This is a genomic window from Paracoccus sp. SSK6 (genome assembly GCF_039770665.1).
In the GTDB taxonomy this organism is placed as follows: Bacteria; Pseudomonadota; Alphaproteobacteria; order Rhodobacterales; family Rhodobacteraceae; genus Paracoccus.
In genome coordinates this window covers 19343-43425 of record NZ_JBDPNJ010000007.1, presented here as the reverse complement: position 1 = coordinate 43425, position 24083 = coordinate 19343, and the positions used below count along the sequence as shown (strand labels likewise).

Below are 24083 nucleotides of genomic sequence, written 5' to 3'. Positions count from 1 at the left end.
CATGGCGCACACCTGGACACGCTCAGAGCTACAGCAGCTGCTCGACCTGCGTCGTGAGCACAAGACGCTGACCCAGTGCGCGGCCTCCCTAGACCGGACCCTGCAGGATGTCGCCGGCGTCCTTGGCACAGCCGACCTAAGCGACGTCATCCATCCTGAGGCGCGCGTTAGAGACTGCAAACGCTGCGGCGACCTGATGCTGTCATCGAATTTCGGCCACCGCCACTGCGCCTGGTGCCGACGTTCGATGAACGAGCGGACGATGGTCACGATCTTCTCCCACGCTCAGGTCCCCGCAAAGAAACGAGGTGCAGCATGACCGCCCTGGACATCGCCAAGCGCTCACGCCTATTCGCTCTCGAAGCCGAGTCCGCATTCCGCTTTTACGAAGACATCATGTCCGACCCAGCCGCCGACCAGGGCCGCCGAGACGCCGCCATGAAGTCCTACCGAGCGGCCCTCTACGCCTCCGACACCCATGCCCGACAGTGCGTCCAAGCCGTCCTTCAGGAAGCCGGAACCCAAGGAAAGGTCACCTTCTCCGACCAAAGTCAATTCCGGAACGAGAAAGCGAAACTCGTTTCCGAAACGAAAGGGAATGGAAATTGAACCGCGTCTTAGCCAACCCAGATCACCGAAAATTAACCCTCGTCCTCGACTCCATTTCTATTATCGAAAGCCATCTCAGCGCCGGTCCTGGAGACCCAATCCCGCCCCCGACAGCGCGTGAAGCCGTCCTCCTGAAAGCCGAGATGGGCGCCCTGATGGACGCGCTGACCGGCCATCTCGGCGAGGTCGAGTCTCTCCGCAGGCGCACCCGTGGCCGCCTTCAGCACGAGGCCCTTCGGCGTCTCTCTCGCGCCACCGGCGGCCGGACCATCGACCGTCTTGCTGACCACCTGGACGTGACGGGAGAGACCGTGCGACTGGAGCACAAAACAGCTTCGGGTGAGACTGTGACTATCGCGCTGACCCCCACCCCGCCCATCGGCACTGACGTGCTGCCCTGCGTCGTCGACGACCGGATCATATATCTCCGCGTCGTCGCCCCGGAGCCGCTCTGCCGACCCGTTCCCGGCGACCTGAACGGGACCGACGCACTCGCGCTGATCCGGCTTCTCGAAGGGATAGAGATCGCCCCGGCTTGACCGCCAAATTCGGGTATCATCCATCATGTCGATGACACGGGGCCAGGCTAGACGCCGACCGCGCCAGGGGATCCTCCGGGGTCCCCTGACTGTTTTCCGGACCTCACGCTAGAATGAGAAAGGCCCCCGATGAGGGGGCCTGCCAAGAGGTTCGGAAGAAGGTCAGCGCGGCTGCTCAGGCTGCTGGATCTGCGCCGCGAAATTCTTCATCACATACATGAGCCAGCCGCGCCGGTTTTTCTTGTTGCACATCTGGACCAGAGCGTCAGCATACCCGAGCATCCGCTCTGTCCGCAGCTGCTCCTCGACCGGAGATCCCTTCCGACTGGATCCCTTGATCCGCTTCACATACGCGGCCATCGCCTTCGCATGAGCGGCCAGCTCTGCTTCGTAAGCGCGGCTCCCGCATCCCATTTCCATCAGCGCCGCTTCTTCTGCGGCGTCGATGATCTCCCGCAGTTTTGCGGAGGGCCCCGAGGTCATCGCGCGGTGCAGTGTGCGCTGAGAGACGCCCAATTTCTCGGCCGCCCTGGCGACCGCACCGTGGCCCTTGAAACCTGAGATTGTCACTATTTTGTCGCGGATGTCAGACATGTGCGTCACCTTCTTGTTCATCTCCCCGGAAAGATGACGGGACTACGACAGACCGGATGGCCGTCTTGACCGCCTCTTTAGCCTCCTCGATCTGCTGTTTTGCACGGGTCCCAGACGCGATTGCGACAGTGCCCACGGCTTCCGAAATCGCCGAGGAGACGGCAAGCGATGTGGGCCAGTCGAGGCCTTCAGGCATCAGGCAGACACTAACCTCGATGCCTTCCTTGAGCAGCTCCTCACGAACTTCAGCGTGCCAATCGTCGATCTGTTTATTGACCTGCTGATCCGACCTCCTTCCGCCGCGCACCGTGTCCCGGTCCGCAATTTGACGCTTGAGCATCAGCATCCCGACCGGCTTCATCTCCGACCTGCGGCCCTCTGCGAGAAGCTCGCGGATGATCTGCTCCCGCATCTCAGCAAGACCTGCCGCCCGGCCGGCTTCATAAGCCTCGTTGTCACCGTCTGTCATGTCGCCCAGCGCCCGCCGGTGTGCCTTGGCGTCCTGCCCCAGGCGGTCAGCGACCCCGCGGGCAGCTTCCAGATCGTCGTCTGAAAGTTCGTCGATCGTGTGCAGCAGATCGCTCCATTTCGCCGACCTTGCTTCTCTGAGACTGAACCCCTTGCCCGCATACTGACGCTGAAGACGCCCGATCATCCGGACATCCTGCTCTCCCAGGTTCTGACGAGATATGAACGAAAGGGCCTTCTCACGTGCGGTCTCCACGAGCACCCCGAGACCGGTCTTCTTCCCGGTTACGCGCGTGAGCGTCATTTCAGGCTCGTCGGCATCCTTGCCGTAGCGGATCTCGACGTGAAGCGAAAAAGCGGGTTCGCGCAGGTGCGACACGACGCACTCACCCCTGATCTCAGGATCAGCAGACCGCGTTTCAGGGAGACCAACAGCCCAGGTGCCTGCCGTCATCTCGGCCACTTTTGCCCCGTTCTTAGCGTCCTCTTTAAGCGTCGTCGCATAGCCAGAGCGGATCTTGCGCGCGGTCGCCTGGGAAACTTGCCCCCCATTATATGCTGCGCTGACCGTGGTTCGCGAGAGCCCCAGGATCTTGGCCGCTTTAGCCTGATTTTCACCGCCGATATGACGGATCATTTCTCTGAGTGTCGCGGCCATATTTGATATCTCCTATTATCACCGGCCCCCGCCTTATTCGCAAATATCGTCCGCCAGCCATAAGTCAAGCGCGCTTGAACACATTTTATACACATAGTCGCACACAAAAAGTTTATACCCTTACCCCGATTATCCGTTTCCCTCTTATTTGTAAGAGAAAACGCGCTAACTGACTGGTTTAGTTTTAATATTTTAACAAAACTTGTGCTTGATTGGTGCTCGGATCGCAGTATGTCTGATGAACGAGACCGGTCGCGGTGACCAGTTTCGGAAATAGAAAAGGAAATGCGATGTTTAATTCGAAGGTAAATGCAAAAGGAAATGCCATTTCTAATGTGGACGTTTCTATTTCGCTGGCGAAAACTATGGCCGACTTAGCCGGTTATTCTGAGGCGGAGATCAAAGCTGGCGAAGAGTTTTTCCGCCGGAAAAGCCGCAACACGAACCCACCGGGTTCCTTTGATCGGGCTGGCAGGTTTACCGCGGATGAGAGAACCGAGGCCGTCCGGACCTGCCGCAGTCCCTCGAGGGCATACCCCTGGCCGGAGATGCATGCAGCGAGGACGGCGGCTCACTGCGCGGAGGTTCACGGGGTTCCCGAAGATCGTCTGATCGCCGTCCGTCGCTTCGCGAAGGCTGTTGATCGGCTGATCGACGGTGACTGTTCGCCCGATAGCGCCGCCGACGCCGCCCGCCTCTTCAAGAAGAAGATCAAGAAGTCGAAGGCGAAGCCGGAGATCAATGTTGTGGCCGACTGCTCGGGTGCCAAGAGCGCCCTCCATCAGGTCAGGGAAGCGGCGAGGAGGATGGTCTACGATAACGCGGCCGGGGCCGCGGCGGTGCGGGCTTTCAGGGAACATGAGACCCCTACCCGGGATCTTAAAGCGGAAGCGGCGGATCGCGGACTCATACTCGAGACGACATACGAGGACGTGATGATTCTCTCGAACGTCCCGGAGAATGAGTCCTTCAAGAAGTGGGCAGAAGGGATCGGCGCCCGCATTTACCGTGACCAGTTCCGCTTCCCCGCCAATCGGTCAGATGAGGTCAGGGACGCCGTGCTGGAGCACTTCGGCACCTTGACGTGGTTCATAGCGCGGAGGCCCTACGGGAAGCATCCGGAGCTGATCCAACTCGGCTGAGCGATCCTCGCCTTGCCGCCCCTACGGAGAACCGGGGGGCGGTCTGGCCGGGCTCACTCGAGACCGCCGACCGGCCGGCCGCCGGACTTCCAGAAAGGACCTACTGCATGCTGACCCTTCCGAAAGACCACCTCCTCCGGACCATCGCGCAGGACGCGAAGGGCGGTCGCGAAACGGTCTCTGAAATCGTCGAGGACGTTTTTGGCCTCTATCTCGATCTCAACCCCGCCAAGCGCGGCGAGGAGATCGACTGTGAGTGGTATACCGATGAGAACTCAGATCTGACGGCATACCTGCTCTATGCCGACGACCCGAAGGGCGATGAGTTGTCCGTGGGTTTCCGGTGCCTCGCTTCTGAAGATCTCCGGCTTTTGGACCTTCGGATGCTCTTCATACACGCGCTTCACAAGATCAACAGGCATCCCGACTTGTCCGCGATCATCCAGATCGAGAGCCTGCCCGGCGAGGGGGAAGAGGGTCGGATGGAAGATATCGAACTGCGGATCAGCTTCTCGAACGACGCGTGATCCTCGCCATACTGCTGGCGGAGAACCCCAGCAGTATGGACGGGCTCACGAAGGGACCGCCGCACCGGCCGGCCGCCGGGTTCAGGAGGAAAGAGAATGCTTGAGGATCTCACCAGCGCGGTTTTCGGCGCTCAGGACGACGACGAACTGCGTCAGATCATCGACGATCATATGACGCACAGGCCGCATGAGATGAGCCCGGAAGGCATGGCGTTCATGCAGAAAGTCCAAGCTCATCTTGACCTTCTGGAAACCGCCCGTTCTCCCGTCCCGTGCCGATATCCCGATGGCATGGTGCCGCTCGAGTTCATCGACTGGTCGAGCGACAAAGAGCCCGTGCCCTCGATCACGGACGATGATCCGGTAGCGGACGCCCTGGCTGCCCGCACGGACGCAGAAGCGGTCAGGATTATCGATCGCGCAATCAACGCTTCGGGCCTCATCTCAGATCGCAAATTGGCGCGTCGGGTGCTTGAGTGCGCGCGGAGCCCCGGCAAGGTCTGGACTGATCAGGATATGGTCTATGCCGAGGGCGTGCTTATCCGCCTGAATGAGGTGCGGACATGAGGACGCCTCCCTTCCACGAATGCGCTCGCTCAGAGAAGCGCCTGCACGGCTACTGGCTCGACATCAGCCGCATCCATCGCGCTGACCCCGAGGCACAGAGCGATCTTCACGCGCTGGACAAGAGGCTCGATACTCCCGGCTATTCGTTAGACCTCAGGTCTCTCAGGGCGGCCGTCAGGTCGTCTCTCGGGCCTGCAGCTTACCGACTAGGCTGCCGGGGAGAAAGCACCAGCTACGAGACCCCGGTCCATATCTATGCCTTGGCAGATATCGAAGGAGGTCACGTCCTGTTTGACGTGAGGGTGTCCTTTGATGAGGAGGATGCGCCGGCCGGGTATGACTATATTGGCGCCTTCCAGTTTGGTGATATTCACAGCATGAACCCGGACATTGTGCGGGAGGACCGCCTCTACCGACACTACGTCTGGCCCCTCCGTGAACGGCGGTCAGCATGACGGACGTCATCCCTATCAGGAGCGTCGCCATTGGCGGCGCCCCTTATCAGGTTCAGCCCATCCTCAGCCTCACCTCCGGGGCCACGACATTCTGGCTGTCCCTCGAACTTCGGCGCCCAGACAGCCCCACCGGGCGGTTCATCGCCGGCATCGAAGGGCCCACAGGGTCATCAGCATGGGTCACCTCTAACGAATGCCCCCGTGCCGTCATCGGCGAGATCGACGGCCCGGAGGGTGAAGGCCTGCGGGAAGAAAAGATCCCCTCGATAGATGATATCGAGAAATCTGCGCGCAGGCAGGCCCGCCAAACCCGGGCGGAATGGCGGCGTCTCTGGTCAGGTGGTCATGATGCTGAAGCGCGAGTCCAAAAGGCGGTAGCGCACAGCTACGACGAGCTGCACCGGTTGATCAGGATCGCGCGGATCCACCGCATGAGCGCCACACTCCGTGGTGATCATCAGGATATACTGAGAGGGTAAAGCCAGCGGGCGTCATCCTGCTGGGGGCGCCAGCTGGCGGTGCGTTCGCAGGGAAAACACCAGCAGTCGCAGCGAGGGTTATCCTTTCTCCTCGTGATGCGACAGAAGACCCGCCAGATGGCGGGTCTTTTTGCTTCCAGGTTGCCCCTGTTCCCCTTAGCGTCATGAAGACGAATAACAAAAAACGGGAAAGGGACAGCCAGCATGACGAAGCCAGCCGCTATAGATCCGCGGATCCTTGAGCTATGCGAGAAGGTAACGGACAAGCGACCAAGGACGGTCATTGACCACATCATCCAGCACGGTCGAATAACCACGGACGAACTGAAGGAACTTTACGGATACAACCACCCTCCGAGGGCTGCCCGAGATGTCCGAGAGAACGGTATACCTCTTGATACGTCGTTTACGACCAATGCAGAGGGACGACGGATGGGGGTCTACACCTTCGCAAACCCCTCGAAAATCAAGGGCGGGCGCATCGGTGGGCGCAAGGTATTCTCGAAGGGCTTCAAGGAGGAACTCGTCAAGGCATACGGCGAGAAGGATCACATCTCCGGGGAGCGGATGAAAGCGCGCTACCTGCAGATCGATCACCGCATCCCCTATGAGGTGGCGGGGGACGACAGCCGAGACCCAGCCGACTACATGCTGATCGACGCGTCGAACCAGCGCGCGAAGTCGTGGTCCTGCGAGCACTGCCGGAACTTCTTGGAAATCCTCGATCCCGGCATTTGCCGCCGTTGCTTCTGGGCCTTCCCTGAGGATTACGATCACATCGCAATGGAGGAGGAACGCCGCCTGGTGCTCACCTGGCAGGGAGATTCCGTCTCGGCCTTTGACCGGCTCAAGTATCGAGCCGATCAGGAACGCGCGGACGTTCGGGATGTAGCCAAGAGGATCCTCTCAGAAGGCTAGTGCTGCCTGGCTTTCCGAATACTGCGCATTCTGGCGCGGCTCTCGATGGTCGGGCGTCAGATAGAGACTCTCAACCGTCTCCTCGTCCTTGCCCTGGAGCGTCGCCTGACTGGACCGACCGGCGTGCAGCATGACGCGGCGCAGGCCCAGGCTTTCGGGAAGCGGCGGCGCATACTCCCTACCGCCCGTCGTCCCATCGTAGGACAAGGCAAATCGGACGCCCCGCGACAGCAGTTCCTCAAGTCCGGTGATAAGGTCGGTCCTGGTCAGCTGCGCATGGTAGCGCAGGTCGGCGCCGTTAGACGTTCCGTGATACGGCGGATCCATGTAGACGTAATCGCACGCTCCGGCGTCGGCCGTGGTCTCGGTCCAATCCCCGACGCGGAACTCACACTTCCCTTTCAGAAGAGAGGAGATTGCCACTATCTCCGTCCGCATCCGTTCCGGGCGGGTTCCGGCACGCCGCTTGTCCTGGGACTGGGAATAAGAACCTGACTTATTGAATCGAACGGCATTCTTGACAGACCGGGCAATGATGTAGAGCAGGTCAACCGGATCGCGGTCCTGGTTGTAACGATCCCGGACCATGTTGAAATACTTCAAGTCCTGACCGTCATACCCTTCCCACACCTCGCGGTAGGTTCGGGCGGTCCGGTCCGGTTCCTCGATGATAGCCCGGAGAAGATCGACGATCTGGGGGAGACTGTCCCCGATCACGAAGCGCTTGGCGATCTTATGCTGCGCAGCGTAGATCGTCATGGCGGCCGAACCGGCGAAAGGCTCATAGAGCGTCTCGATCTGATGTGGCAGGTATCCGGCGATCGACGGCGCCAAGGCGCGCTTGCTCCCCTGGTAGGGGATGGCATGGGGGACTTTGGTGGATTGCAGCATGGGACCTCCGCGCGAGTCCTCTATACTAGGGATCCGGTGACTCGTGGTCTAGTCGTCCTTGCTACCGTCAGCCGGGAGAACTATCGTGAGGTGACAAAGGTAACACGGCCCCGCCGACCCGCCGAACACAACGCCCTGATCTCGCGGCATTTATTAAAGAGTAGCTCCGATCCCTACCGCCGGAGCCAACAAAAACAAGGGCCTAGCTGGCATTAGCTAGGCCCTGTTTGTTTTTCGGGGAACACTGGGTAACTGAAAAGCCCCGTGTAGCCGGGCACGAATTCTTGCAGTATCCGCCACCGAAATTTGCAGCGCGACGTTTTTTGAAACGGCCCTGAAACATCTTCTTCACGGGCTATATTCGCGGCACCTGCCGCGTCCTGACCCAGCGCAGGACCGTGGACGGTTGTACCTCGGCCTCGCGGGCAATCTGGCGGATGCTGGTCATGCGAGAGTCCCGCCGCCGAATGTCCGCACCTATCCGAGAAGATGGCAAGACATTATGCGCGGCGTGCCGAAGTGGAACATATGAACGCCGAAACCCTGCTGCTGCTTCCCAAGATTGGGAACACGGCCCGAGACTGATCTACTAAATGCTTGAAAAGTGGTGGGCGGTGAGGGACTCGAACCCCCGACATCTTCGGTGTAAACGAAGCGCTCTACCAACTGAGCTAACCGCCCGCCGGATGCCTTCTAGCGTCCTGCGGGTGCCTTGGCCAGTGTCCATTTCGCCATGCTAGCCGACGATGCCCGAACCCGCGAACAGTGCAGGCAGATCGACCGTGTCGCGCGTGTTCAGCGCATCGGCGTGGTCGCGCAGGAAGCTGTCGGCGGCGGTCTGGCCTGCCAGCTTCATCCGCGCCAGCAGGCCGGGCGCGGGCATCAGCTTGGAGCGCGCCGTCAGGTCGTTCATCAGAACGTCGTCCAGGATCATGTGGACCAGCGGGTTCTTCATGGCACGGTCCTGCAGGTGCCCTTCGGCGAACAGCTTCTTGACGAAGTTGATCGCGCGCAGGTCGGCCATCAGGGATGCGTTGAAGCTGACCTCGTTCACGCGGTCGGCAATCTCGACCGGGGTGCGGGGAAGGCCCTCGCGCAGCAGGGGGTTGATGTTCACGATGACGATGTCGCGCAGCAGGCGGTGGTCATACAATGGAAACAGCGCCGGGTTCGAGGCGAAGCCGCCGTCCCAGAAGGCCTCCAGCCTGCCGGTCACGGGATCGGGGATCTCGACCGCGCGGAACAGGTGGGGCAGGCAGGCCGAGGCCATGACCGCATCCACCGTCGCCGCCGCATTGGTGAAGACCCGGATCCGCCCCGTCCGCACATTGGTGGCCGCGACGAACAGTTGCGGGCCACGGCTGTTGCTGAAATCGGGACAGGGCAGTTCGCGCAGCACGGATCCCAGCGGGTTCACATAGAACGGCCCATAGTCATAGGGGCTGAAAAGGCGCGTCAAGTTGTCCAGCCATGCGGCGGGCGAGAACAGTTCTGTCAGCCGGTCCATCCCGCGCGGCACGGGCATCAGCGAATGCATCCAGCGCACGATCCGGTTGTCGCTGATCTGGCCCACCTGTGCCCAAAGGTAATCCAGGTTCTCTCGCGCCGCGCGCCGCCCCGCCGCGCCCTTGTGCCGCGACAGCCCGGCCTTCAGCGCCGCCCCGTTCAGCGCGCCCGCCGAGGTGCCGGTGATGGCGGAAATCGTGAGCCAATCCTCATCCAGCAGGCGGTCCAGCACGCCCCAGGCGAAGGCACCATGCGCGCCGCCGCCCTGCAAGGCCAGGTTGATGTGCTTTTCGTCCATCGCGGTCCTCGCTTTGCCGCGCAGCATAGCGGGAAAGCGCGCGCGGTCCACGGGGAGCGAGACGGGAACGGCGGCGGGGATCAATCCTCGGCGTTGGCCTCAGCCCGGCTTTTGCCCGCCACGTCCAGGGCCAAGGTCGCCGCCATGAAGGCATCCAGGTCGCCGTCCAGGACGCCCTGGGTGTCGCTGGTTTCCTCGCCCGTGCGCAGATCCTTGACCATTTGATAGGGGTGCAGGACATAGGAGCGGATCTGGTTGCCCCAGCCCGCATCGCCCTTGGCGGCGTGCTGCGCGTTGATCTCGGCGTTCCGGCGGTCCAGTTCCATCTGGTAGAGGCGCGATTTCAGCGCGGCCATGGCGTTGGCGCGGTTCTGGTGCTGGGACTTTTCCGACGACGTGACCACGATGCCGGTCGGAAGGTGGGTGATGCGCACGGCAGAATCGGTAGTGTTGACGTGCTGCCCGCCCGCACCCGAGGACCGATAGGTGTCGATGCGGATGTCGCGGTCGGGGATGTCGATCTCGATATTGTCATCGACGACCGGATAGACCCAGACCGAACTGAAGGAGGTATGCCGCCGCGCCGCGCTGTCATAGGGGCTGATGCGGACCAGGCGATGCACGCCCGATTCCGATTTCAGCCAGCCATAGGCGTTGTGGCCGCTGATCTTGTAGGCCGCGCTGCGGATGCCCGCCTCGTCGCCCGAGGTTTCCGACAGAAGCTCGACCTCGTAGCCCTTCTTCTCGGCCCAGCGGACATACATGCGCGCCAGCATGGATGCCCAGTCGCAGCTTTCCGTGCCGCCCGCGCCCGCGTTGATTTCCAGGAAGGTGTCGTTGGCATCCGCCTCGCCGTTCAGCAGGGCCTCCAGTTCCTTCTGCGCGGCCAGTTCGGCCAGCGATTTCAGGTTCGCCTCGGCCTCGGCCACCAGTTCGGGATCGCCTTCCTCTTCCGCCAGTTCGACCATCTCGGCATTGGCCGAAAGATCCCCGTCGATGCGGCGATAGGTTTCGATCGCGTCCGACAGCGCCTGGCGCTCGCGCATCAGCTTCTGCGCGCGGGCGGGGTCGGACCACAGGTCGCCCGCCTCGATCATGGCGTTCATCTCCTCCAGCCGGTGGGGCGCGGTCTGCCAGTCCATCCGCTGGCCCAGCAGGGTCAACGAACGCTTGATGGCCTCGATGGTGGACTGCGTCTCGGCGCGCATGGGCGGGATCCTTAAGGCTGGCGTCAGGTCAGGGGTGATAACGCGCGAGAAGCCGCCCGGCAAGGGCGCGGCAACCGGATGCGCGGGCGGGGCGTTCGGTCAGGCATCATCAAACCATCATGCCATGCCCAGCTTAGCCGCCCCCTTCGTCGACCTGTTCGCGCCCTTGCAGACGATCACCTATCCCGCCGCCTTCGCGCGGCTGGTGCTGGCCCTGCTGCTGTCCGCCGCCATCGGATGGGAACGGGAAATCACCGCGCGATCCGCCGGACTGCGCACGCATATGCTGATCGCGGTCGCCGCCTGCATGTTCACCCTGGTGGCGATGGAACTGACGCATTTCCCCGCCCAGGATCCCGAGACATTGCGCGTCGATCCCCTGCGCCTGATCGAGGCAGTGACGGCGGGCGTGGCCTTTCTGGCCGCCGGCTCCATCATCACCAGCGGGCGCACCGTGCGCGGGGTCACGACGGGCGCGTCGATGTGGCTGGCGGGGGCCATCGGACTGGCCTGCGGCACGGGCGACGGATCGCTGGCGGTGATGGGGACCGGCCTTGCCCTTGTGGTCCTGTGGCTTGTGCGCCTGATGGCTGAACCCTTGAAGGACAAGGTGACGGGGCCGGATCGCGGCCCGAAGCCGAGCGGCGACGGGGATCAGTAAAGCCCGCCCGACGACATGGTCCCGAAATCGGTCTGGCGCGGGATCACCTTGCGTTCCCCGGTCGAGGTGGTGATGGCGGTGCCCGCCCCCGATCTGGCGCCTGCTTCCCATGGCAGGGCGACGGGGCCGTCGCCAAAGCCCGACACGATCAGCGGAGAGCCCCAGTCGGGATCGGTGCCGTCGCGGAAATATTCGGCGATCACGTTCGGCCCCGACGCATCGTCCGACAGCCGCTGGCCGGTGGCGCGGTCGATCTTGACCCAGTAGCCGCCGGGGGGAACCGCGAAATCGGTGCCGCCGAACTCGGCCACGGCCTTGCGCATGAAGGCGTTGAAGACCGGCACGCAGAGCGTCCCGCCATAGGCGTTGCTGCCCAGCGTGCGCGGCTGGTCGTAACCCAGATAGCAGCCCGCGACGATATTGGACGAATAGCCGATGAACCACACGTCCTTGGCGTCGTTCGTCGTGCCCGTCTTGCCCGCGATCGGCACCGGCAGGTTCACCCCGCTGCCCGACCCGCGCTTGACCGCGCCTTCCAGCATCGAGGTCAGCTGATAGGCCGTCACCGCGTCCATCACCCGTTCGCGGTTGGAACTGTCGATCACCGGCCCCTGCCCCGCCGGCAGCGCCTGCTGGCCGCAGGTTTCGCAGATCCGCTGGTCGTGGCGATAGATCGTGCGCCCGCGCCGGTCCTGCACGCGGTCCACCAGCGTGGGCTCGACCCGCTCTCCGCCATTGGCGAACATGGCATAGGCCGCGACCATCTTGAACAGCGTGGTTTCCTGCGCGCCCAGGGCGTTGGCCAGGAAGGGCTTGAGGTCGTCATAGACCCCGAAGCGTTCGGCATATTCGGCCACCCGCTCCATCCCGATGTCCTGGGCGATGCGGATGGTCATCAGGTTCCGCGACATCTCGATGCCGGTGCGCAGGGGCGTCGGGCCGTAATGCTTGCCGCTGGAGTTCTTGGGCTCCCACAGCCCATAGGGCGTGTCGATGCGGATCGGCTCGTCCACGACGATGGTGGCGGGGGTATAGTTGTTGTCCAGCGCGGCGGCATAGACGAAGGGCTTGAAGCTGGATCCCGGCTGGCGCTGCGCCTGCGTCGCTCGGTTGAAGACCGAGGACTGGTAGCTGAATCCCCCCTGCATCGCCATCACGCGCCCAGTGTTCACGTCCATGGCCATGAAGCCGCCCTGGATTTCGGGCACCTGGCGCAGGGTCCAGCGGATGAAGCTGCCGTCGCTGTCCTGCGTCATCGCACGGACCAGCACCACGTCGCCCACCGACACGAGATCGCCCGCGACCTGGGCGCGCGGACCCAGCCTGCCGTCGGGGCCGCGCTTGCGCGCCCATTGCACGTCCTTGGCGGGGATCCAGTGGCCGTCGGCGTCCTCCTCGATCCCCTCGATGCCGATGCGGGCGTCGGTCTGGCCGACCTCCAGCACGACGGCGGGGTGCCAGCCGGGGATGTCGCGCGGCACCTTGGCCTGCCACAGGGCGCCGCGCCAGGCGGCCTCGTCGGTCAACTGGTCGGCCAGGATCGTCTCGCGCGTGCCGCGCCAGACGCCGGTGCCGCGGTCGTAATCCTCCAGCGCCTCGCGCAGGGCGTCGGCGGCGGCCGATTGCAGGCCGGGGTCCACGGTAGCGCGGATCGTCAGGCCGCCGCCGAAGAATTCCTCGTTCCCGAACTGGGCGGACAACTGGCGGCGGATTTCGTCGGTGAAGTAATCGCGCGGCGGAAGCTGGTTGCGGAAGGCCGGGAAGTCGCCGTTCTGCACCGATCTCAGCGGCAGCTTCGCCTCGGCCTGATAGGTCGCCTCGTCCAGATAGCCGTTCTGCCACATCTCGCGCAGGACATAATTACGCCGTTCGGTCACGCGGTCCTTGGCGCGGACGGGGTGATAGGTGCTTGGCGCCTGCGGCATGGCGGCCAGCATCGCGGCCTCGTGCGGGGCCAGTTCGGTCAGGGACTTGTTGAAATAGGTCTGGGCGGCGGCGGCAACGCCGAAGCTGTTCTGGCCCAGGAAGATCTCGTTCAGGTACAGTTCTAGGATCTGGTCCTTGGACAGCGTCCTTTCCAGCCGCGACGCCAGGATCAGTTCCTTGACCTTGCGTTCCAGGCTGCGGTCCGAGGACAGCAGGAAGTTCTTCATCACCTGCTGCGTGATCGTGGACGCCCCGCGCACCGACGACCCGCGCGACGCCACGGCCTGATACGCCGCGCCGATGATGCCGCGCACGTCATATCCGGGGTGGTTGTAGAAGTTCTTGTCCTCGGCGCTGATGAAGGCGTGCTTGACCAGGTCGGGGATTTCCTCGACCGGGACGAACAGGCGGCGTTCCTCGGCGAATTCGTCGATCAGGCGCCCCTCGCCCGAATAGATCCGGCTGATGGTCTTGGGCGTGTACTGGGCCAGGGTTTCGTGGCTGGGCAGGTCGCGCGAATAGATCCAGAAGATCGCGCCCAGCGTCAGCGCGATGAAAAAGCTCGCGGTGACGAACCACGAGAAGATGGCACCGAAAAAGGACAGGATGCTGCGCAGCAAGTGGGAACGGCCTTTCGTGGAATCGCACCCCCTATAGCGACGCGTTCCGGTGCGGTCAAAACAACACTGGGCGATGACGCGCTTATTGGCGCAGCATCGTGGACCGCGCGGATTCGTCCCGCGCCCAGCCGGTGATGGCCTCGGCCACGACCCGGACCATGCGCTCGCGCCATTGGGGGTTCAGCAGGTTCGCCCGGTCGTCGTGGTCCGAGATGAAGCCCAGTTCCAGCAGGACCGAGGGAATGTCCGGCGATTTCAGCACCGAAAAGGTCGCCCCCTGCACCGGCCGCCCGTGCATCCCGATGCCCATCAGCGACATGCGCGAAATCAGCCAGTTGGCAAAGCGTTCCGACCGGGGCTGCGTGTCGACGCGGGCGAAATCCATCAGCACGCCCGTCAGGGCATCGTCCTGGCCCGTCAGATCCACCCCCGCCAGCAGGTCGTCGCGCCTGTGCCGCAAGACCAGTTGTTCGGAGGCGCGGGCATCGGCGGCGGGGTTCCAGACATAGACCGTGGCCCCCGCCGCCTGCCCCTGCGGCAGCGCATCGGCGTGAAGCGAGATGAACAGATCCGCCCGCGCCTGCCGCGCCGCCGTCATGCGGTCTTCCAGGGACACGAAGCTGTCGTCGCCCCGCGTCAGTTGCACATCGACGCCCCGCGCCTGCAGGGCCGCGCGCAGTTCCAGCGAAAAGACCAGGACCAGGTTCGCCTCGGCCTCGCCTTCGGCCAGGGCTCCGGGGTCGTGGCCGCCATGGCCGGGATCCAGGACCACGGTGAAGCGGTCGTCGGGCGCGGGCTGCGGCGGGTCGGCGGGATCGGGCAGGCCGCGCAGCGCCGCCGTGGCCGAGGGACGGGGCGCGAAGTCCCTGGCGACGACCGGCACCAAGGCCACCGTGATCTGGGACAGCGCGGCCCCGACCTTTTGCCCCGCGCTGTCGATGCGATAGGGGCCGGGCAGTTCGACCACGATGCGCGACCAGCCGTCATGGTCCCTGCCCCAGCGGATCGCCGGGGAAAGATCCGCGCCGAACATGTCCTGCGGGTGCGCAAGACCCAGGTCGGCGCCCTGCAGATCCACGACCAGTCGCACCGGATCGCCGACCAGGAAGGCCCGGTAGGGCACGGGCTTCGTCAGCGCCAGCCGCAATTCCAGCGGCTTCGGCCCGCCCCATCCCCGCCCCGTCGCGACCAGGGCCGATCCGCCCAGATCCAGCCGCGCCGGTTCATCCGCCCAGGCGGGCAGCGACAGCAGCGCCAGGATCAGAGCCAGCCATTTCATCGCGCGGCCATGAACTCCGTCAGGCGGCGCAGGCCCTCGGCGATGTCGGCGGTGGCGCGGGCATAGGAAAAGCGCAGCGTCCGTGCGCCCCGTTCGGGGTCGAAGTCCAGCCCAGGCGTGACGGCGACGCCTGCCTTTTCAAGGATCTCGGCCGCGAAGTTCAGCGAATTGTCGGTCAGGTGCGACACGTCCGCATAGATGTAGAAGGCCCCTTCCGGGGGCGCGATGCGGTCGAAGCCCGCCTTGGGCAGCCCCTCCAGCATCAGCCGGCGGTTTTCGGCATAGACGGCCAGGTTCGCATCGGCCTCATCCGTGCAGTCCAGCGCGGCAAGTGCCGCGACCTGGCTGGCATGGGGCGGGCAGATGAACATGTTCTGCGCCAGCCGTTCCACGGTGCGGATGTGATCTTCCGGCACGACCATCCAGCCGACGCGCCAGCCGGTCATGGAAAAATACTTGCTGAAGGAATTGATGACGAACACGTCGTCCGTCACCTCCAGCGCGGAATGGCAGCGGTCGCCATAGCCGAGGCCATGGTAGATTTCGTCGGAAATCAGCGCCATGCCCCTGGCCTTCGCGGCATCGGAAAGCGCGCGCAATTCATCCGTGCGCAGCACCGTGCCCGACGGATTGCCGGGCGAGGCGAGGATCAGCCCCGCGCAACTGTCCGGCAGATCCTGGGGACGCGGCTGATAGCGGTTTTCGGGGCGGGTCGGGATGCCCACCGGCTCCAGCGACATGGCCCGCAGGATCTGGCGATAGCTGGGATAGCCGGGATAGCCCATGGCCACCCTGTCGCCCGCGTCGAACAGCGCGGAAAACGCCAGGATGAAGGCCCCGCTGCTGCCGGGCGTCACCACCACGCGCGCCGGATCCAGATCGACACCATACCAGCGGCGATACAGATCCGCGATCCCCTGCCGCAACGCAGGCAGGCCAAGCGCGACCGTATAGCCAAGCGGCTGTTCCAGGGCGGCCGCAAGCGCGCGGCGCGCGCCTTCGGGCGCGGGGGTGGACGGCTGGCCGACCTCCATGTGGATGATGTGGCGGCCCTGCGCTTCGGCGCGGGCGGCAGCCTCCATCACGTCCATGACGATGAACGGATCAACCTGTCCGCGGGCGGATTTCCTCATGCTCTCCTCGGGGCCTTTTGTCTTTTTCCGCTGTCTTACGCGCACAAGGCGCGCGCGGAAAGGCCCTTAGACAGGTCCGGTCACGCAGCTTTGTGGGGGGATTTCTTGCCAAGGCGATCCGCAAGGGCCATGCTTGCAGCAACCCGACCACGAGGATTTCGATGAAACGCCTGATCGCCGCGCTGCTTCTGACCGCGACCCCTGCCATGGCCTTCGACATTTCGGCCATGTCCGACGCCGAGAAGGCGGCCTTCGGCGATGCCGTGCGCGAATACCTGATGGCGAACCCCGAGGTTCTGGTCGAATCCATCAACGTCCTGGAAGAACGCCGCGCCGCGACCGAGGCGGAAAACGACGTGGCCCTGGTGGCGTCGAACCATGACGCGATCTTTCAGGACGGCTACAGCTGGGTCGGCGGCAACCCGGACGGCGATGTGACCGTGGTCGAATTCATTGACTATCGCTGCGGTTACTGCCGCAAGTTCAACGATCAGGTCCATGACATTGTCGAGGAAGACGGCAATATCCGGCTGATCCTGAAGGAGTTTCCGATCCTGGGGCCGGACAGCGAAACATCCGCCCGGTTCGCCGTGGCGGTCAAGCAGATCGGCGGGGACGAGGCCTACCGCAAGGCCCATGACGAATTGATCGCCCTGCGCGGCGCGCCCTCGCCCGAGGTCTTGCAGGAGATCGCCACCGATATCGGTCTGAACGGGGACGAGGTTCTGAACACCATGAACACAGAATCCGTCAGCGCCGTGCTGCGCGAGAACCGGCAACTGGCCGAACGCATGGCGATCATGGGCACGCCGACCTTCGTGATCGGCGATACCCTGCTGCGCGGGATGCCCGCAGCCGGGCTGGAACCCGCCGTCGCTGCGGCGCGCGAGGGCAAGGGCTGACGCGTCCCATCAGCCGCGCGCCAGTGGCACGGGCGGGTGCCTCCGGCGGGGGTATTTGGCCAAAGAAGAAGCGGCTATTCGGCGGCCATGCGGTCTTGGTCGGGGCGCGCGATGCGGCCCAGGATGTGGTCGGCGGCCTTTTCCCCTACCATGATCGACGGGCCGTTCAGGTTGCCGTTAGTGATGCGCGGGAAGATCGAACTGTCGGCCACGCGCAGGCCTTCGACGCCGATCACCTTCAGGTCGGGATCGACCACCGCCATGGGATCGGTCGCGGCGCCGATCCGGGCGGTGCCGCAGGGGTGATAGGCCGATTCGGCGTGGTCGCGGATAAAGGCGTCGATCTGCTCGTCCGTCTGGACGGGGGCGCCGGGCTGGATCTCGTCCCCGCGATATTCGGCAAAGGCGGGTTGGTCGAAGATGTGCCGCGTCAGGCGCACGCAGGCGCGGAATTCCGCCCAGTCGTCGGGATGGGACATGTAGTTGAAGCGGATCTCGGGCGCCGCGGCCGGGTCGCTTGACGCCAGTCGGACGGTGCCGCGCGATTTCGACCGCATCGGGCCGACATGGGCCTGGAAGCCGTGGCCCTGCGCCGCCGCCTTGCCGTCATAGCGCACGGCCAGCGGCAGGAAGTGATACTGGATGTCGGGATAATCCACCGCCTCCGAGGAGCGGATGAAGCCGCAGCTTTCGAACTGGTTCGACGCGCCAAGCCCGGTCTTCTGCAGCAGCCACTCGACCCCGACACGGCTTTTGCCCAGCAGGTTGTAATAGGTATAAAGCGTGATCGGCTTCAGCGCCTTGTACTGCATGTAGATTTCAAGGTGGTCCTGCAGGTTCGCCCCGACCCCCGGCCGGTCTGCCAAGGGCGTGATCCCGTGGCTTCGCAGGTGGTCGGCGGGGCCGATGCCCGACAGCATCAGCAGTTTCGGCGTGTTGATCGAACTGGCCGAGACGATGATTTCGCGCCCTGCCCGGATCTCCTCGATCTGACCCTTGCGCTCGATCTCGACGCCATAGGCGCGCTTTCCCTGAAACAGGATGCGGCGGGCGAAGGCGCGGATCACGGTCAGGCGGCCGGTCTTCAAGGCCGGGCGCAGATAGGCATTGGCGGCGGACCAGCGGCGGCCCTGCCAGATCGTGGCTTCCATCGGCCCGAAGCCTTCTTGGTTTTCGCCGTTGTAGTCGGGGGTATAGGGCCAGCCCGCCTGTTGCCCAGCCTCAATGAAGGCGTTGAACAGCGGGTTGCGGCGCTTTCCCCGCGTCACATGCAGCGGGCCGTCGGTGCCGCGCCATTCCGACGCGCCGCCGTGCCAGGTTTCCATCCGCTTGAAATAGGGCAGCACGTCGTCATAGCCCCAGCCGCTGGCGCCGCTGTCGCGCCAGTGGTCGTAATCCTTGCGATGCCCCCGCACGAAGACCATGCCGTTGATCGACGACGATCCCCCCAGCACCTTGCCGCGCGGCGTCGCCAGCCTGCGCCCGCCCAGATGCGGCTCCGGTTGGGTCGCGAATCCCCAGTCGTATCGCGGCATGTTCATCGGATAGGACAGCGCGCCCGGCATCTGGATGAAGATGCCGATGTCGCTGCCGCCGTATTCGATCAGGGTGACGCTGTGGCCCGCCTCGGTCAGGCGATAGGCCAGCGCACATCCGGCGGAACCGGCGCCGACGACGACGTAATCAGCACTCATGGCATCCCCCTCAGTATGGCGCCTCGACGGCGCCCATGCCGACATAGACGGTCTTCAGTTGCGAATAATGTTCGATGGCGGCGGTCCCGTTTTCGCGCCCCAGTCCCGACATCTTGACGCCGCCGAAGGGCATTTCCACCGGGGTCAGGTTATAGGCGTTGATCCAGCAGGTGCCCGCCTCCAAGGCCGCCACAACGCGATGCGCGCGGGTCAAATCTTGCGTGAACACCCCCGCTGCCAGGCCGAAGCCCGTGGCATTGGCGCGGGCCACGGCCTCGGCCTCATCGGTAAAGGTCAGCGTGGTCATCACCGGGCCGAAGATTTCGTCTCGGGTGATCAGCATCTCGTCAGTGGCGTCGGCAAAGACGGTGGGCGGGACAAAGGCCCCCTCGCCCGCGCCGCCGCAGACCAGCCGCGCGCCTGCATCCTGGCCCGCCGCGATGGCCGCGCGGATCTTGGCCGCCTGCGTGCCGTTGATGATCGGTCCGAACTGGGTATCCGGGTCCAGCGGGTCGCCCGTGCGGATCGTTGCCAGCCGTTCGGCCAGCCGGACCAGGAACCGTTCAGCGATCCCCTGCTGCAGGAACACCCGCGTCCCGTTGGAGCAGATCTGCCCCGAGGAATAGAAATTCGCCAGGATCGCCGCGCCGACCGCGTCCTCAAGGCTGGCGTCGTCGAAGACGATCAGCGGCGACTTGCCGCCAAGCTCCATCGTGACATGGCGCATCCCTTCGGCGGCGGCGGCATAGACGCGGCGGCCGGTGGGTACCGATCCGGTCAGCGACACCTTGGCGACGTTCGCATCGGTCACAAGTGCGGCCCCGACCTCTCCGCGCCCCTGCACGACGTTGAAGATGCCCGCAGGGGCACCGGCCTCGATCAGGATTTCCGCCAGCTTCAGGGCGCCCAGCGGCGTTTCCTCGGAGGGCTTGAAGACCATCGCGTTGCCCATGGCCAGCGCGGGCGCGGCTTTCCAGCAGGCGATCTGGCTGGGATAGTTCCAGGCGCCGATACCCGCGCAGACGCCCAGGGCCTCGCGCCGGGTATAGGCCCAGTCGCGGCCCAGGGGGATCATCTGGCCGGTCACGGTCGCGGCCAAGCCGCCGAAATATTCCAGCGCGGCGGCGCCAGACGCCCAGTCGGCCACCAGCGTTTCCTGGATCGGCTTGCCAGTGTCCAGCGTTTCCAGGCGCGACAGTTCCTCGTTCCGCTCGCGGATGATGGCGGCGGCGCGGGACAGGACACGGCCTCGGTCGGCGGGCGCCATCGCGGCCCATTCCGGCTGCGCGCGGGCGGCAGCCGCACAGGCCAGCGCCACCTGATTCGCCGATGCCTCGCGCAGCGAGGCGATCTCCTCGCCGGTATAGGGGTAGAACACGGGCAATGCCGCGCCCTCGCCCTCGACAAAGGCGCCGCCAATGAACAGGCTGGCTGCGGGTTGGGCGTTGTGGGTCACGACAGAACCTCGTCCAGGTAATCGAAGATCAGCTTTTCGGCGGCCTTGGCCTCGACGCCGCCGGGAATCAGGACCGCGCGCAGGTAAACCCCGTCGATCAGCGCCCCTACCGTTTCAGCCACGCGGACCGGATCGGCGGCCAGGGGGCGCAGCGCCAAGACCAGATTCGACCGCAATCGCTTGTGATAAACGCGCAACAGGCGCGCGGCCTCGGGGTTGATCAGCGCCAATGCATAGAAATTGATCCAGGCGCTGACGGTTTCGCGCTGGAAATTCTGCGGCGCGAAACTGGCATGGACGATGGCGTCCAGCCGCCCGCGCTTGCCATGTCCGGGCAGGCGTTCAGCCACCGACCGGCCATAGGTGCGCAGGATGTAACGCATTGCGGATAAAAAGATTTGTTCCTTCGATCCGAAATAGTGATGCGCAAGCGCAGGCGACATGCCCGCACGCCGGGCGATCTGCGCCACCGTCACGTCCAGCGACCCCGTTCGCCCGACCTCGAAGATCGTGGCGTTGATTAACGCGGCTTTTCGGATAGGCTCGGCGCCAATCTTGGGCAAGGTTGCACCTGTGTGAAAGAAACTGTTGCCATTTGAAGCCCGTGTACCGTTAATTGATCAACCAATCAAGAACAGGGAGTTTTGCATGATCCGCAAAAGCCTGACTGCCTCGCTGGTGATCGGCGCGGCCCTTGCCGGTCCTGCCGCCGCAGCCGAACCCGATGAATGCCGCCAGGTGGTGCTGTCCGACGTGGGCTGGACCGACATCACTGCGACGACGGCGCTGGCCTCGACCGTGTTGCAGGCGCTGGGCTATGAAACCGAAACGAAGCTTCTGTCGGTTCCCGTGACCTATACGGCGCTGTCCACCGACGACGTGGACATCTTCCTGGGCAACTGGATGCCCACAATGGAAGCCGACATCGCCCCCTATCGAGACGCCGGCACGGTGGACACGGTGCGCACCAACCTGACGGGCGCGAAATACACCCTGGCCACCAACAAGGCGGGCGCGGATCTGGGCATTACCGACTTCTCCAAGATCGCCGAACACAAGGACGCGCTGAACGGCCAGATCTATGGCATCGAACCCGGAAACGACGGCAACCGCCTGCTCCTGGACATGGTGGCCACCGACAAGTTCGGCCTTGGCACCTTCGAGGTGGTCGAATCCAGCGAACAGGGGATGCTGGCGCAGGTGGCCCGCGCCGATGCCGCGAAGCAGCCGGTCGTCTTCCTGGGGTGGGAACCCCATCCGATGAACGCCCAGTTCGAAATGACCTATCTGACCGGCGGGGACGAGGTTTTCGGTCCCGACCTGGGCGGGGCCGAGGTGCGCACGAACACCCGCCACGGCTTTGTCAGCGAATGCCCGAACCTGGGCAAGTTCCTGCAGAACCTGGAATTCACCCTGCCCATGGAGAACGAGGTGATGGGCAAGATCCTGAACGACGGGCAGGAACCGATGGCCGCCGCCAAGGACTGGCTGACGGCCAATCCCGATGCCGCGACGCCCTGGCTGGAGGGCGTGACGACCTTCGACGGCAACGACGCGCAGGCCGCCCTGACCGAGGCGCTGTCCGGCTGATTGCCGGGCTGCCCCCCACGCCAACCATATCCAAGGAGACCGCATGGAGCAGCTGACGGCGCTTGTAACCGACAACAAGATACCCGTCGGGCGGACGGCCAAGTCCGTCTTCGACTGGCTGAACGCCCATGCGGCGAGGCTGTTCAACACGATCTCGGGCGCGCTGGAATGGCTGATCGGCGGGATCCTCGCGGGGTTGGAGGCACCCCATCCCCTGCTGTTCATCCTGCTGGCCGTGGGACTGACCTGGGCCTTGCAGCGCAATGGGAAGACCTGCCTGCTGGTCGCCTTGGGCCTGCTGTTCGTCCTGAACCAGGGGTACTGGGACGAGATGATGCAGTCGCTGACCTTGGTGCTGGCCGCCTGCCTGGTCTGCATGGCGATCGGCGTGCCCGTGGGCATCGCCGCCGCGCACCGGCCCCGGCTTTATGCCTGGCTGCGGCCGGTGCTTGACCTGATGCAGACGCTGCCGACCTTCGTCTATCTGATCCCGGCCATCGTCTTCTTCGGCATCGGCATGGTGCCGGGACTGCTGGCGACCGTGATCTTCGTGCTGCCCGCGCCGATCCGGCTGACCCAGCTTGGCATCGCCTCCACGCCCCCCGCCCTGGTCGAGGCGGCGACCGCCTTTGGCGCCACCCCGCGCCAGTTGTTGTGGAAGGTGGAACTGCCAAGCGCGCTGCCGCAGATCATGGCGGGACTGAACCAGACGATCATGCTGTCGCTGTCCATGGTCGTGATCGCCGCGCTTGTGGGCGCATCGGGCCTGGGGGTGCCGGTTGTGCGGGCGCTGAACAGCGTGAACACCTCGCTGGGCTTCGAATCGGGCTTTGTGATCGTCGTCGTGGCGATCCTGCTGGACCGGATGCTGCGGATGGAGGGTCGCAGATGAACACCATTCCCAACGCCGTCGAATTCGACCGTGTCAGCATCGTTTTTGGCGACCACCCGGAAACCGCCCTGCCGCTGATGGATCAGGGCAAGGAACGCGGCGAAATCCGTACCGCGACCGGCCAGGTTCTTGGCGTCCACGACTGTTCGCTGAGCGTCCGGCAGGGCGAGATCCTGGTCCTGATGGGCCTGTCGGGGTCCGGCAAGTCCACGCTGCTGCGCGCGGTCAACGCGCTGAACCACGTCTGCCGGGGCGAGGTCCGGGTCTGGGACGGCGGCAAGATGATCTCGGTCAGCGGGGCGGGCAAGCGCGCGCTTCGCGACATCCGCCTGCGCCATGTGGCGATGGTCTTCCAGCAGTTCGGCCTGCTGCCTTGGCGCAGTGTGCGCGAAAACGTCGGCCTGGGGCTGGAGCTGGCGGGAATGTCTGTCCCCGACCGCAAGGCCCGCGTGGACCGGCAGCTTGAAACCGTGGGCCTGACGGAATGGGCGGAACGCAAGGTGGGCGACCTGTCGGGCGGCATGCAGCAGCGCGTAGGCCTGGCCCGCGCCTTCGCGACCGAGGCGCCGATCCTGCTGATGGACGAACCCTTCAGCGCGCTCGACCCGCTGATCCGCACCCGCTTGCAGGACGAGCTTCTGGAACTGCAGGCCAAGACGCAGCGCACCATCATCTTCGTCAGCCACGACCTGGACGAGGCCTTCAAGCTGGGCAACCGCATCGCCCTGATGGAGGGCGGGCGCATCGTCCAGATCGGCACGGCGCGGGAAATCATCGCCAATCCCGTCAGCCCCTATGTGGCCGATTTCGTGGCCCACATGAACCCGCTTGGCGTGCTGACCGCCGCCGATGTGGCCCAGCCGGGCGATGCGCCGGGCGATCCGGTCCCGCGTGACATGCCGGTGCGCCAGGTGATGGGCCTGCTGTCGGACCGGACCGCCCTGCCCGTCCAGGGCGGCGGCTGCATCACCCGCGACGCGGTGCTGGCCCGGCTGATCGACCCGCGCGGCTGACAGACGGCCGATTGCGACAGCCGCATGTCAGTGGCGTGGCAGCTATGGCATCCGCCAT

At 64.5% G+C, this 24083-nt stretch carries 25 protein-coding genes and 1 tRNA gene; 14 read left to right on the top strand and 12 right to left on the bottom strand.

Annotation, left to right across the window (positions count from 1 at the left end; translation table 11 throughout):
- The first annotated feature begins 1 nt into the window (after position 1).
- From AAIL68_RS07015 to AAIL68_RS07005, 3 genes are all read left to right on the top strand, one after another.
- Positions 2-319: a hypothetical protein gene (locus tag AAIL68_RS07015; protein ID WP_347138958.1), complete on the top strand. Its 318-nt coding sequence runs from the start codon at positions 2-4 to the stop codon at positions 317-319.
- Positions 316-609 (top strand): hypothetical protein, encoded by a 294-nt coding sequence (locus tag AAIL68_RS07010; RefSeq protein WP_347138957.1) that lies wholly within the window; start codon positions 316-318, stop codon positions 607-609. Before AAIL68_RS07015 ends, AAIL68_RS07010 begins: the two co-directional genes overlap by 4 nt.
- A 155-nt stretch (positions 610-764) precedes the next feature.
- Positions 765-1148, top strand: a complete 384-nt coding sequence (locus tag AAIL68_RS07005) for a hypothetical protein (RefSeq protein ID WP_347138955.1) — start codon at positions 765-767, stop codon at positions 1146-1148.
- A 162-nt stretch (positions 1149-1310) separates the two neighbouring features.
- Here the strand turns inward: AAIL68_RS07005 and AAIL68_RS07000 are convergent, their stop codons facing one another.
- Complete coding sequence (locus AAIL68_RS07000) at positions 1311-1742, bottom strand: hypothetical protein (protein WP_347138954.1); 432 nt, start codon at positions 1740-1742, stop codon at positions 1311-1313.
- Positions 1735-2847 (bottom strand): hypothetical protein, encoded by a 1113-nt coding sequence (locus AAIL68_RS06995; protein ID WP_347138953.1) that lies wholly within the window; start codon positions 2845-2847, stop codon positions 1735-1737. The genes AAIL68_RS07000 and AAIL68_RS06995 overlap by 8 nt, the downstream gene beginning before the upstream one ends.
- A 386-nt stretch (positions 2848-3233) precedes the next feature.
- Here AAIL68_RS06995 and AAIL68_RS06990 point away from each other — a divergent pair, with 386 nt between their 5' ends.
- The 6 genes from AAIL68_RS06990 to AAIL68_RS06965 all read left to right on the top strand — a co-directional run bounded on the left by AAIL68_RS06990 (position 3234) and on the right by AAIL68_RS06965 (position 6956).
- Positions 3234-4010 carry a hypothetical protein gene (locus tag AAIL68_RS06990; protein WP_347138952.1) on the top strand — a complete coding sequence of 259 codons (777 nt, stop codon included), beginning with the start codon at positions 3234-3236 and terminating at the stop codon, positions 4008-4010.
- A 107-nt stretch (positions 4011-4117) separates the two neighbouring features.
- Entirely contained in the window at positions 4118-4537 is a 420-nt protein-coding gene (locus AAIL68_RS06985; protein WP_347138951.1) for a hypothetical protein, read from the top strand.
- A 96-nt stretch (positions 4538-4633) separates the two neighbouring features.
- Positions 4634-5104 carry a hypothetical protein gene (locus AAIL68_RS06980; RefSeq protein ID WP_347138950.1) on the top strand — a complete coding sequence of 157 codons (471 nt, stop codon included), beginning with the start codon at positions 4634-4636 and terminating at the stop codon, positions 5102-5104.
- Positions 5101-5559, top strand: coding sequence for a hypothetical protein (locus tag AAIL68_RS06975; protein WP_347138949.1), 459 nt, complete (start codon positions 5101-5103; stop codon positions 5557-5559). Before AAIL68_RS06980 ends, AAIL68_RS06975 begins: the two co-directional genes overlap by 4 nt.
- Positions 5556-6038, top strand: coding sequence for a hypothetical protein (locus tag AAIL68_RS06970; RefSeq protein WP_347138948.1), 483 nt, complete (start codon positions 5556-5558; stop codon positions 6036-6038). The genes AAIL68_RS06975 and AAIL68_RS06970 overlap by 4 nt, the downstream gene beginning before the upstream one ends.
- A 204-nt stretch (positions 6039-6242) precedes the next feature.
- Positions 6243-6956, top strand: a complete 714-nt coding sequence (locus tag AAIL68_RS06965) for a hypothetical protein (RefSeq protein ID WP_347138947.1) — start codon at positions 6243-6245, stop codon at positions 6954-6956.
- Here AAIL68_RS06965 and AAIL68_RS06960 read toward each other — a convergent pair.
- The 4 genes from AAIL68_RS06960 to prfB all read right to left on the bottom strand — a co-directional run bounded on the left by AAIL68_RS06960 (position 6945) and on the right by prfB (position 10859).
- The gene (locus AAIL68_RS06960) at positions 6945-7847 is read right to left on the bottom strand and encodes a DNA adenine methylase (RefSeq protein ID WP_347138946.1); all 903 of its coding nucleotides are present in this window, start codon (positions 7845-7847) and stop codon (positions 6945-6947) included. The two genes, AAIL68_RS06965 and AAIL68_RS06960, sit on opposite strands and share 12 nt — an antisense overlap.
- 605 nt (positions 7848-8452) lie before the next feature.
- Positions 8453-8528 (bottom strand) — tRNA-Val (locus tag AAIL68_RS06955).
- Positions 8529-8583: 55 nt separating this feature from the next.
- Positions 8584-9651, bottom strand: a complete 1068-nt coding sequence (locus AAIL68_RS06950; RefSeq protein ID WP_347138944.1) for a patatin-like phospholipase family protein — start codon at positions 9649-9651, stop codon at positions 8584-8586.
- A gap of 80 nt (positions 9652-9731) precedes the next feature.
- Positions 9732-10859 (bottom strand): peptide chain release factor 2, encoded by a 1128-nt coding sequence (gene prfB, locus AAIL68_RS06945; protein ID WP_347138943.1) that lies wholly within the window; start codon positions 10857-10859, stop codon positions 9732-9734.
- Positions 10860-10983: 124 nt separating this feature from the next.
- On the opposite strand from prfB, the gene AAIL68_RS06940 reads away from it, so the two are divergent.
- Entirely contained in the window at positions 10984-11520 is a 537-nt protein-coding gene (locus AAIL68_RS06940; RefSeq protein ID WP_347138942.1) for an MgtC/SapB family protein, read from the top strand.
- On the opposite strand, the gene AAIL68_RS06935 is transcribed toward AAIL68_RS06940, so the two are convergent.
- The 3 genes from AAIL68_RS06935 to AAIL68_RS06925 all read right to left on the bottom strand — a co-directional run bounded on the left by AAIL68_RS06935 (position 11514) and on the right by AAIL68_RS06925 (position 16478).
- Complete coding sequence (locus tag AAIL68_RS06935) at positions 11514-14066, bottom strand: penicillin-binding protein 1A (protein WP_347138939.1); 2553 nt, start codon at positions 14064-14066, stop codon at positions 11514-11516. The genes AAIL68_RS06940 and AAIL68_RS06935 overlap by 7 nt on opposite strands.
- Positions 14067-14148: 82 nt before the next feature.
- Complete coding sequence (locus tag AAIL68_RS06930; RefSeq protein WP_347138938.1) at positions 14149-15345, bottom strand: N-acetylmuramoyl-L-alanine amidase; 1197 nt, start codon at positions 15343-15345, stop codon at positions 14149-14151.
- Entirely contained in the window at positions 15342-16478 is a 1137-nt protein-coding gene (locus tag AAIL68_RS06925) for an aminotransferase class I/II-fold pyridoxal phosphate-dependent enzyme (RefSeq protein ID WP_347138936.1), read from the bottom strand. The genes AAIL68_RS06930 and AAIL68_RS06925 overlap by 4 nt, the downstream gene beginning before the upstream one ends.
- Before the next feature lie 161 nt (positions 16479-16639).
- Between AAIL68_RS06925 and AAIL68_RS06920 the strand changes: the two genes are divergently transcribed.
- On the top strand, positions 16640-17380 hold the full coding sequence (locus tag AAIL68_RS06920) for a DsbA family protein (RefSeq protein WP_347138935.1): 741 nt from the start codon (positions 16640-16642) through the stop codon (positions 17378-17380).
- A 74-nt stretch (positions 17381-17454) separates the two neighbouring features.
- On the opposite strand, the gene betA is transcribed toward AAIL68_RS06920, so the two are convergent.
- The 3 genes from betA to betI are packed head-to-tail and all read right to left on the bottom strand — an operon-like array spanning position 17455 to position 21093.
- Positions 17455-19074 carry a choline dehydrogenase gene (gene betA, locus AAIL68_RS06915; RefSeq protein WP_347138933.1) on the bottom strand — a complete coding sequence of 540 codons (1620 nt, stop codon included), beginning with the start codon at positions 19072-19074 and terminating at the stop codon, positions 17455-17457.
- Between the two features lie 10 nt (positions 19075-19084).
- The gene (betB, locus tag AAIL68_RS06910) at positions 19085-20530 is read right to left on the bottom strand and encodes a betaine-aldehyde dehydrogenase (protein WP_347138932.1); all 1446 of its coding nucleotides are present in this window, start codon (positions 20528-20530) and stop codon (positions 19085-19087) included.
- Entirely contained in the window at positions 20527-21093 is a 567-nt protein-coding gene (gene betI, locus AAIL68_RS06905) for a transcriptional regulator BetI (RefSeq protein WP_347138931.1), read from the bottom strand. Before betI ends, betB begins: the two co-directional genes overlap by 4 nt.
- An 85-nt stretch (positions 21094-21178) precedes the next feature.
- Here betI and choX point away from each other — a divergent pair, with 85 nt between their 5' ends.
- Genes choX through choV form a run of 3 tightly spaced genes read left to right on the top strand, consistent with a single transcriptional unit; the run spans position 21179 to position 24025 of the window.
- Entirely contained in the window at positions 21179-22120 is a 942-nt protein-coding gene (gene choX, locus AAIL68_RS06900; RefSeq protein ID WP_347138930.1) for a choline ABC transporter substrate-binding protein, read from the top strand.
- Positions 22121-22163: 43 nt separating this feature from the next.
- Positions 22164-23012 (top strand): choline ABC transporter permease subunit, encoded by an 849-nt coding sequence (gene choW / locus AAIL68_RS06895; protein ID WP_347138929.1) that lies wholly within the window; start codon positions 22164-22166, stop codon positions 23010-23012.
- Entirely contained in the window at positions 23009-24025 is a 1017-nt protein-coding gene (choV, locus tag AAIL68_RS06890; RefSeq protein WP_347138928.1) for a choline ABC transporter ATP-binding protein, read from the top strand. Before choW ends, choV begins: the two co-directional genes overlap by 4 nt.
- Positions 24026-24083 lie beyond the last annotated feature (58 nt).

Bases quoted from the DNA above. Each gene is read 5' to 3' on its own strand.
- AAIL68_RS07015 (WP_347138958.1), top strand. From the start codon at position 2: ATGGCGCACACCTGGACACGCTCAGAGCTACAGCAGCTGCTCGACCTG.
- AAIL68_RS07010 (WP_347138957.1), top strand. From the start codon at position 316: ATGACCGCCCTGGACATCGCCAAGCGCTCACGCCTATTCGCTCTCGAA.
- AAIL68_RS07005 (WP_347138955.1), top strand. From the start codon at position 765: ATGGACGCGCTGACCGGCCATCTCGGCGAGGTCGAGTCTCTCCGCAGG.
- AAIL68_RS07000 (WP_347138954.1), bottom strand. From the start codon at position 1,742: ATGTCTGACATCCGCGACAAAATAGTGACAATCTCAGGTTTCAAGGGC.
- AAIL68_RS06995 (WP_347138953.1), bottom strand. From the start codon at position 2,847: ATGATCCGTCATATCGGCGGTGAAAATCAGGCTAAAGCGGCCAAGATC.
- AAIL68_RS06990 (WP_347138952.1), top strand. From the start codon at position 3,234: ATGGCCGACTTAGCCGGTTATTCTGAGGCGGAGATCAAAGCTGGCGAA.
- AAIL68_RS06985 (WP_347138951.1), top strand. From the start codon at position 4,118: ATGCTGACCCTTCCGAAAGACCACCTCCTCCGGACCATCGCGCAGGAC.
- AAIL68_RS06980 (WP_347138950.1), top strand. From the start codon at position 4,634: ATGCTTGAGGATCTCACCAGCGCGGTTTTCGGCGCTCAGGACGACGAC.
- AAIL68_RS06975 (WP_347138949.1), top strand. From the start codon at position 5,101: ATGAGGACGCCTCCCTTCCACGAATGCGCTCGCTCAGAGAAGCGCCTG.
- AAIL68_RS06970 (WP_347138948.1), top strand. From the start codon at position 5,556: ATGACGGACGTCATCCCTATCAGGAGCGTCGCCATTGGCGGCGCCCCT.
- AAIL68_RS06965 (WP_347138947.1), top strand. From the start codon at position 6,243: ATGACGAAGCCAGCCGCTATAGATCCGCGGATCCTTGAGCTATGCGAG.
- AAIL68_RS06960 (WP_347138946.1), bottom strand. From the start codon at position 7,847: ATGCTGCAATCCACCAAAGTCCCCCATGCCATCCCCTACCAGGGGAGC.
- AAIL68_RS06950 (WP_347138944.1), bottom strand. From the start codon at position 9,651: ATGGACGAAAAGCACATCAACCTGGCCTTGCAGGGCGGCGGCGCGCAT.
- prfB (WP_347138943.1), bottom strand. From the start codon at position 10,859: ATGCGCGCCGAGACGCAGTCCACCATCGAGGCCATCAAGCGTTCGTTG.
- AAIL68_RS06940 (WP_347138942.1), top strand. From the start codon at position 10,984: ATGCCCAGCTTAGCCGCCCCCTTCGTCGACCTGTTCGCGCCCTTGCAG.
- AAIL68_RS06930 (WP_347138938.1), bottom strand. From the start codon at position 15,345: ATGAAATGGCTGGCTCTGATCCTGGCGCTGCTGTCGCTGCCCGCCTGG.
- AAIL68_RS06925 (WP_347138936.1), bottom strand. From the start codon at position 16,478: ATGAGGAAATCCGCCCGCGGACAGGTTGATCCGTTCATCGTCATGGAC.
- AAIL68_RS06920 (WP_347138935.1), top strand. From the start codon at position 16,640: ATGAAACGCCTGATCGCCGCGCTGCTTCTGACCGCGACCCCTGCCATG.
- betA (WP_347138933.1), bottom strand. From the start codon at position 19,074: ATGAGTGCTGATTACGTCGTCGTCGGCGCCGGTTCCGCCGGATGTGCG.
- choX (WP_347138930.1), top strand. From the start codon at position 21,179: ATGATCCGCAAAAGCCTGACTGCCTCGCTGGTGATCGGCGCGGCCCTT.
- choW (WP_347138929.1), top strand. From the start codon at position 22,164: ATGGAGCAGCTGACGGCGCTTGTAACCGACAACAAGATACCCGTCGGG.
- choV (WP_347138928.1), top strand. From the start codon at position 23,009: ATGAACACCATTCCCAACGCCGTCGAATTCGACCGTGTCAGCATCGTT.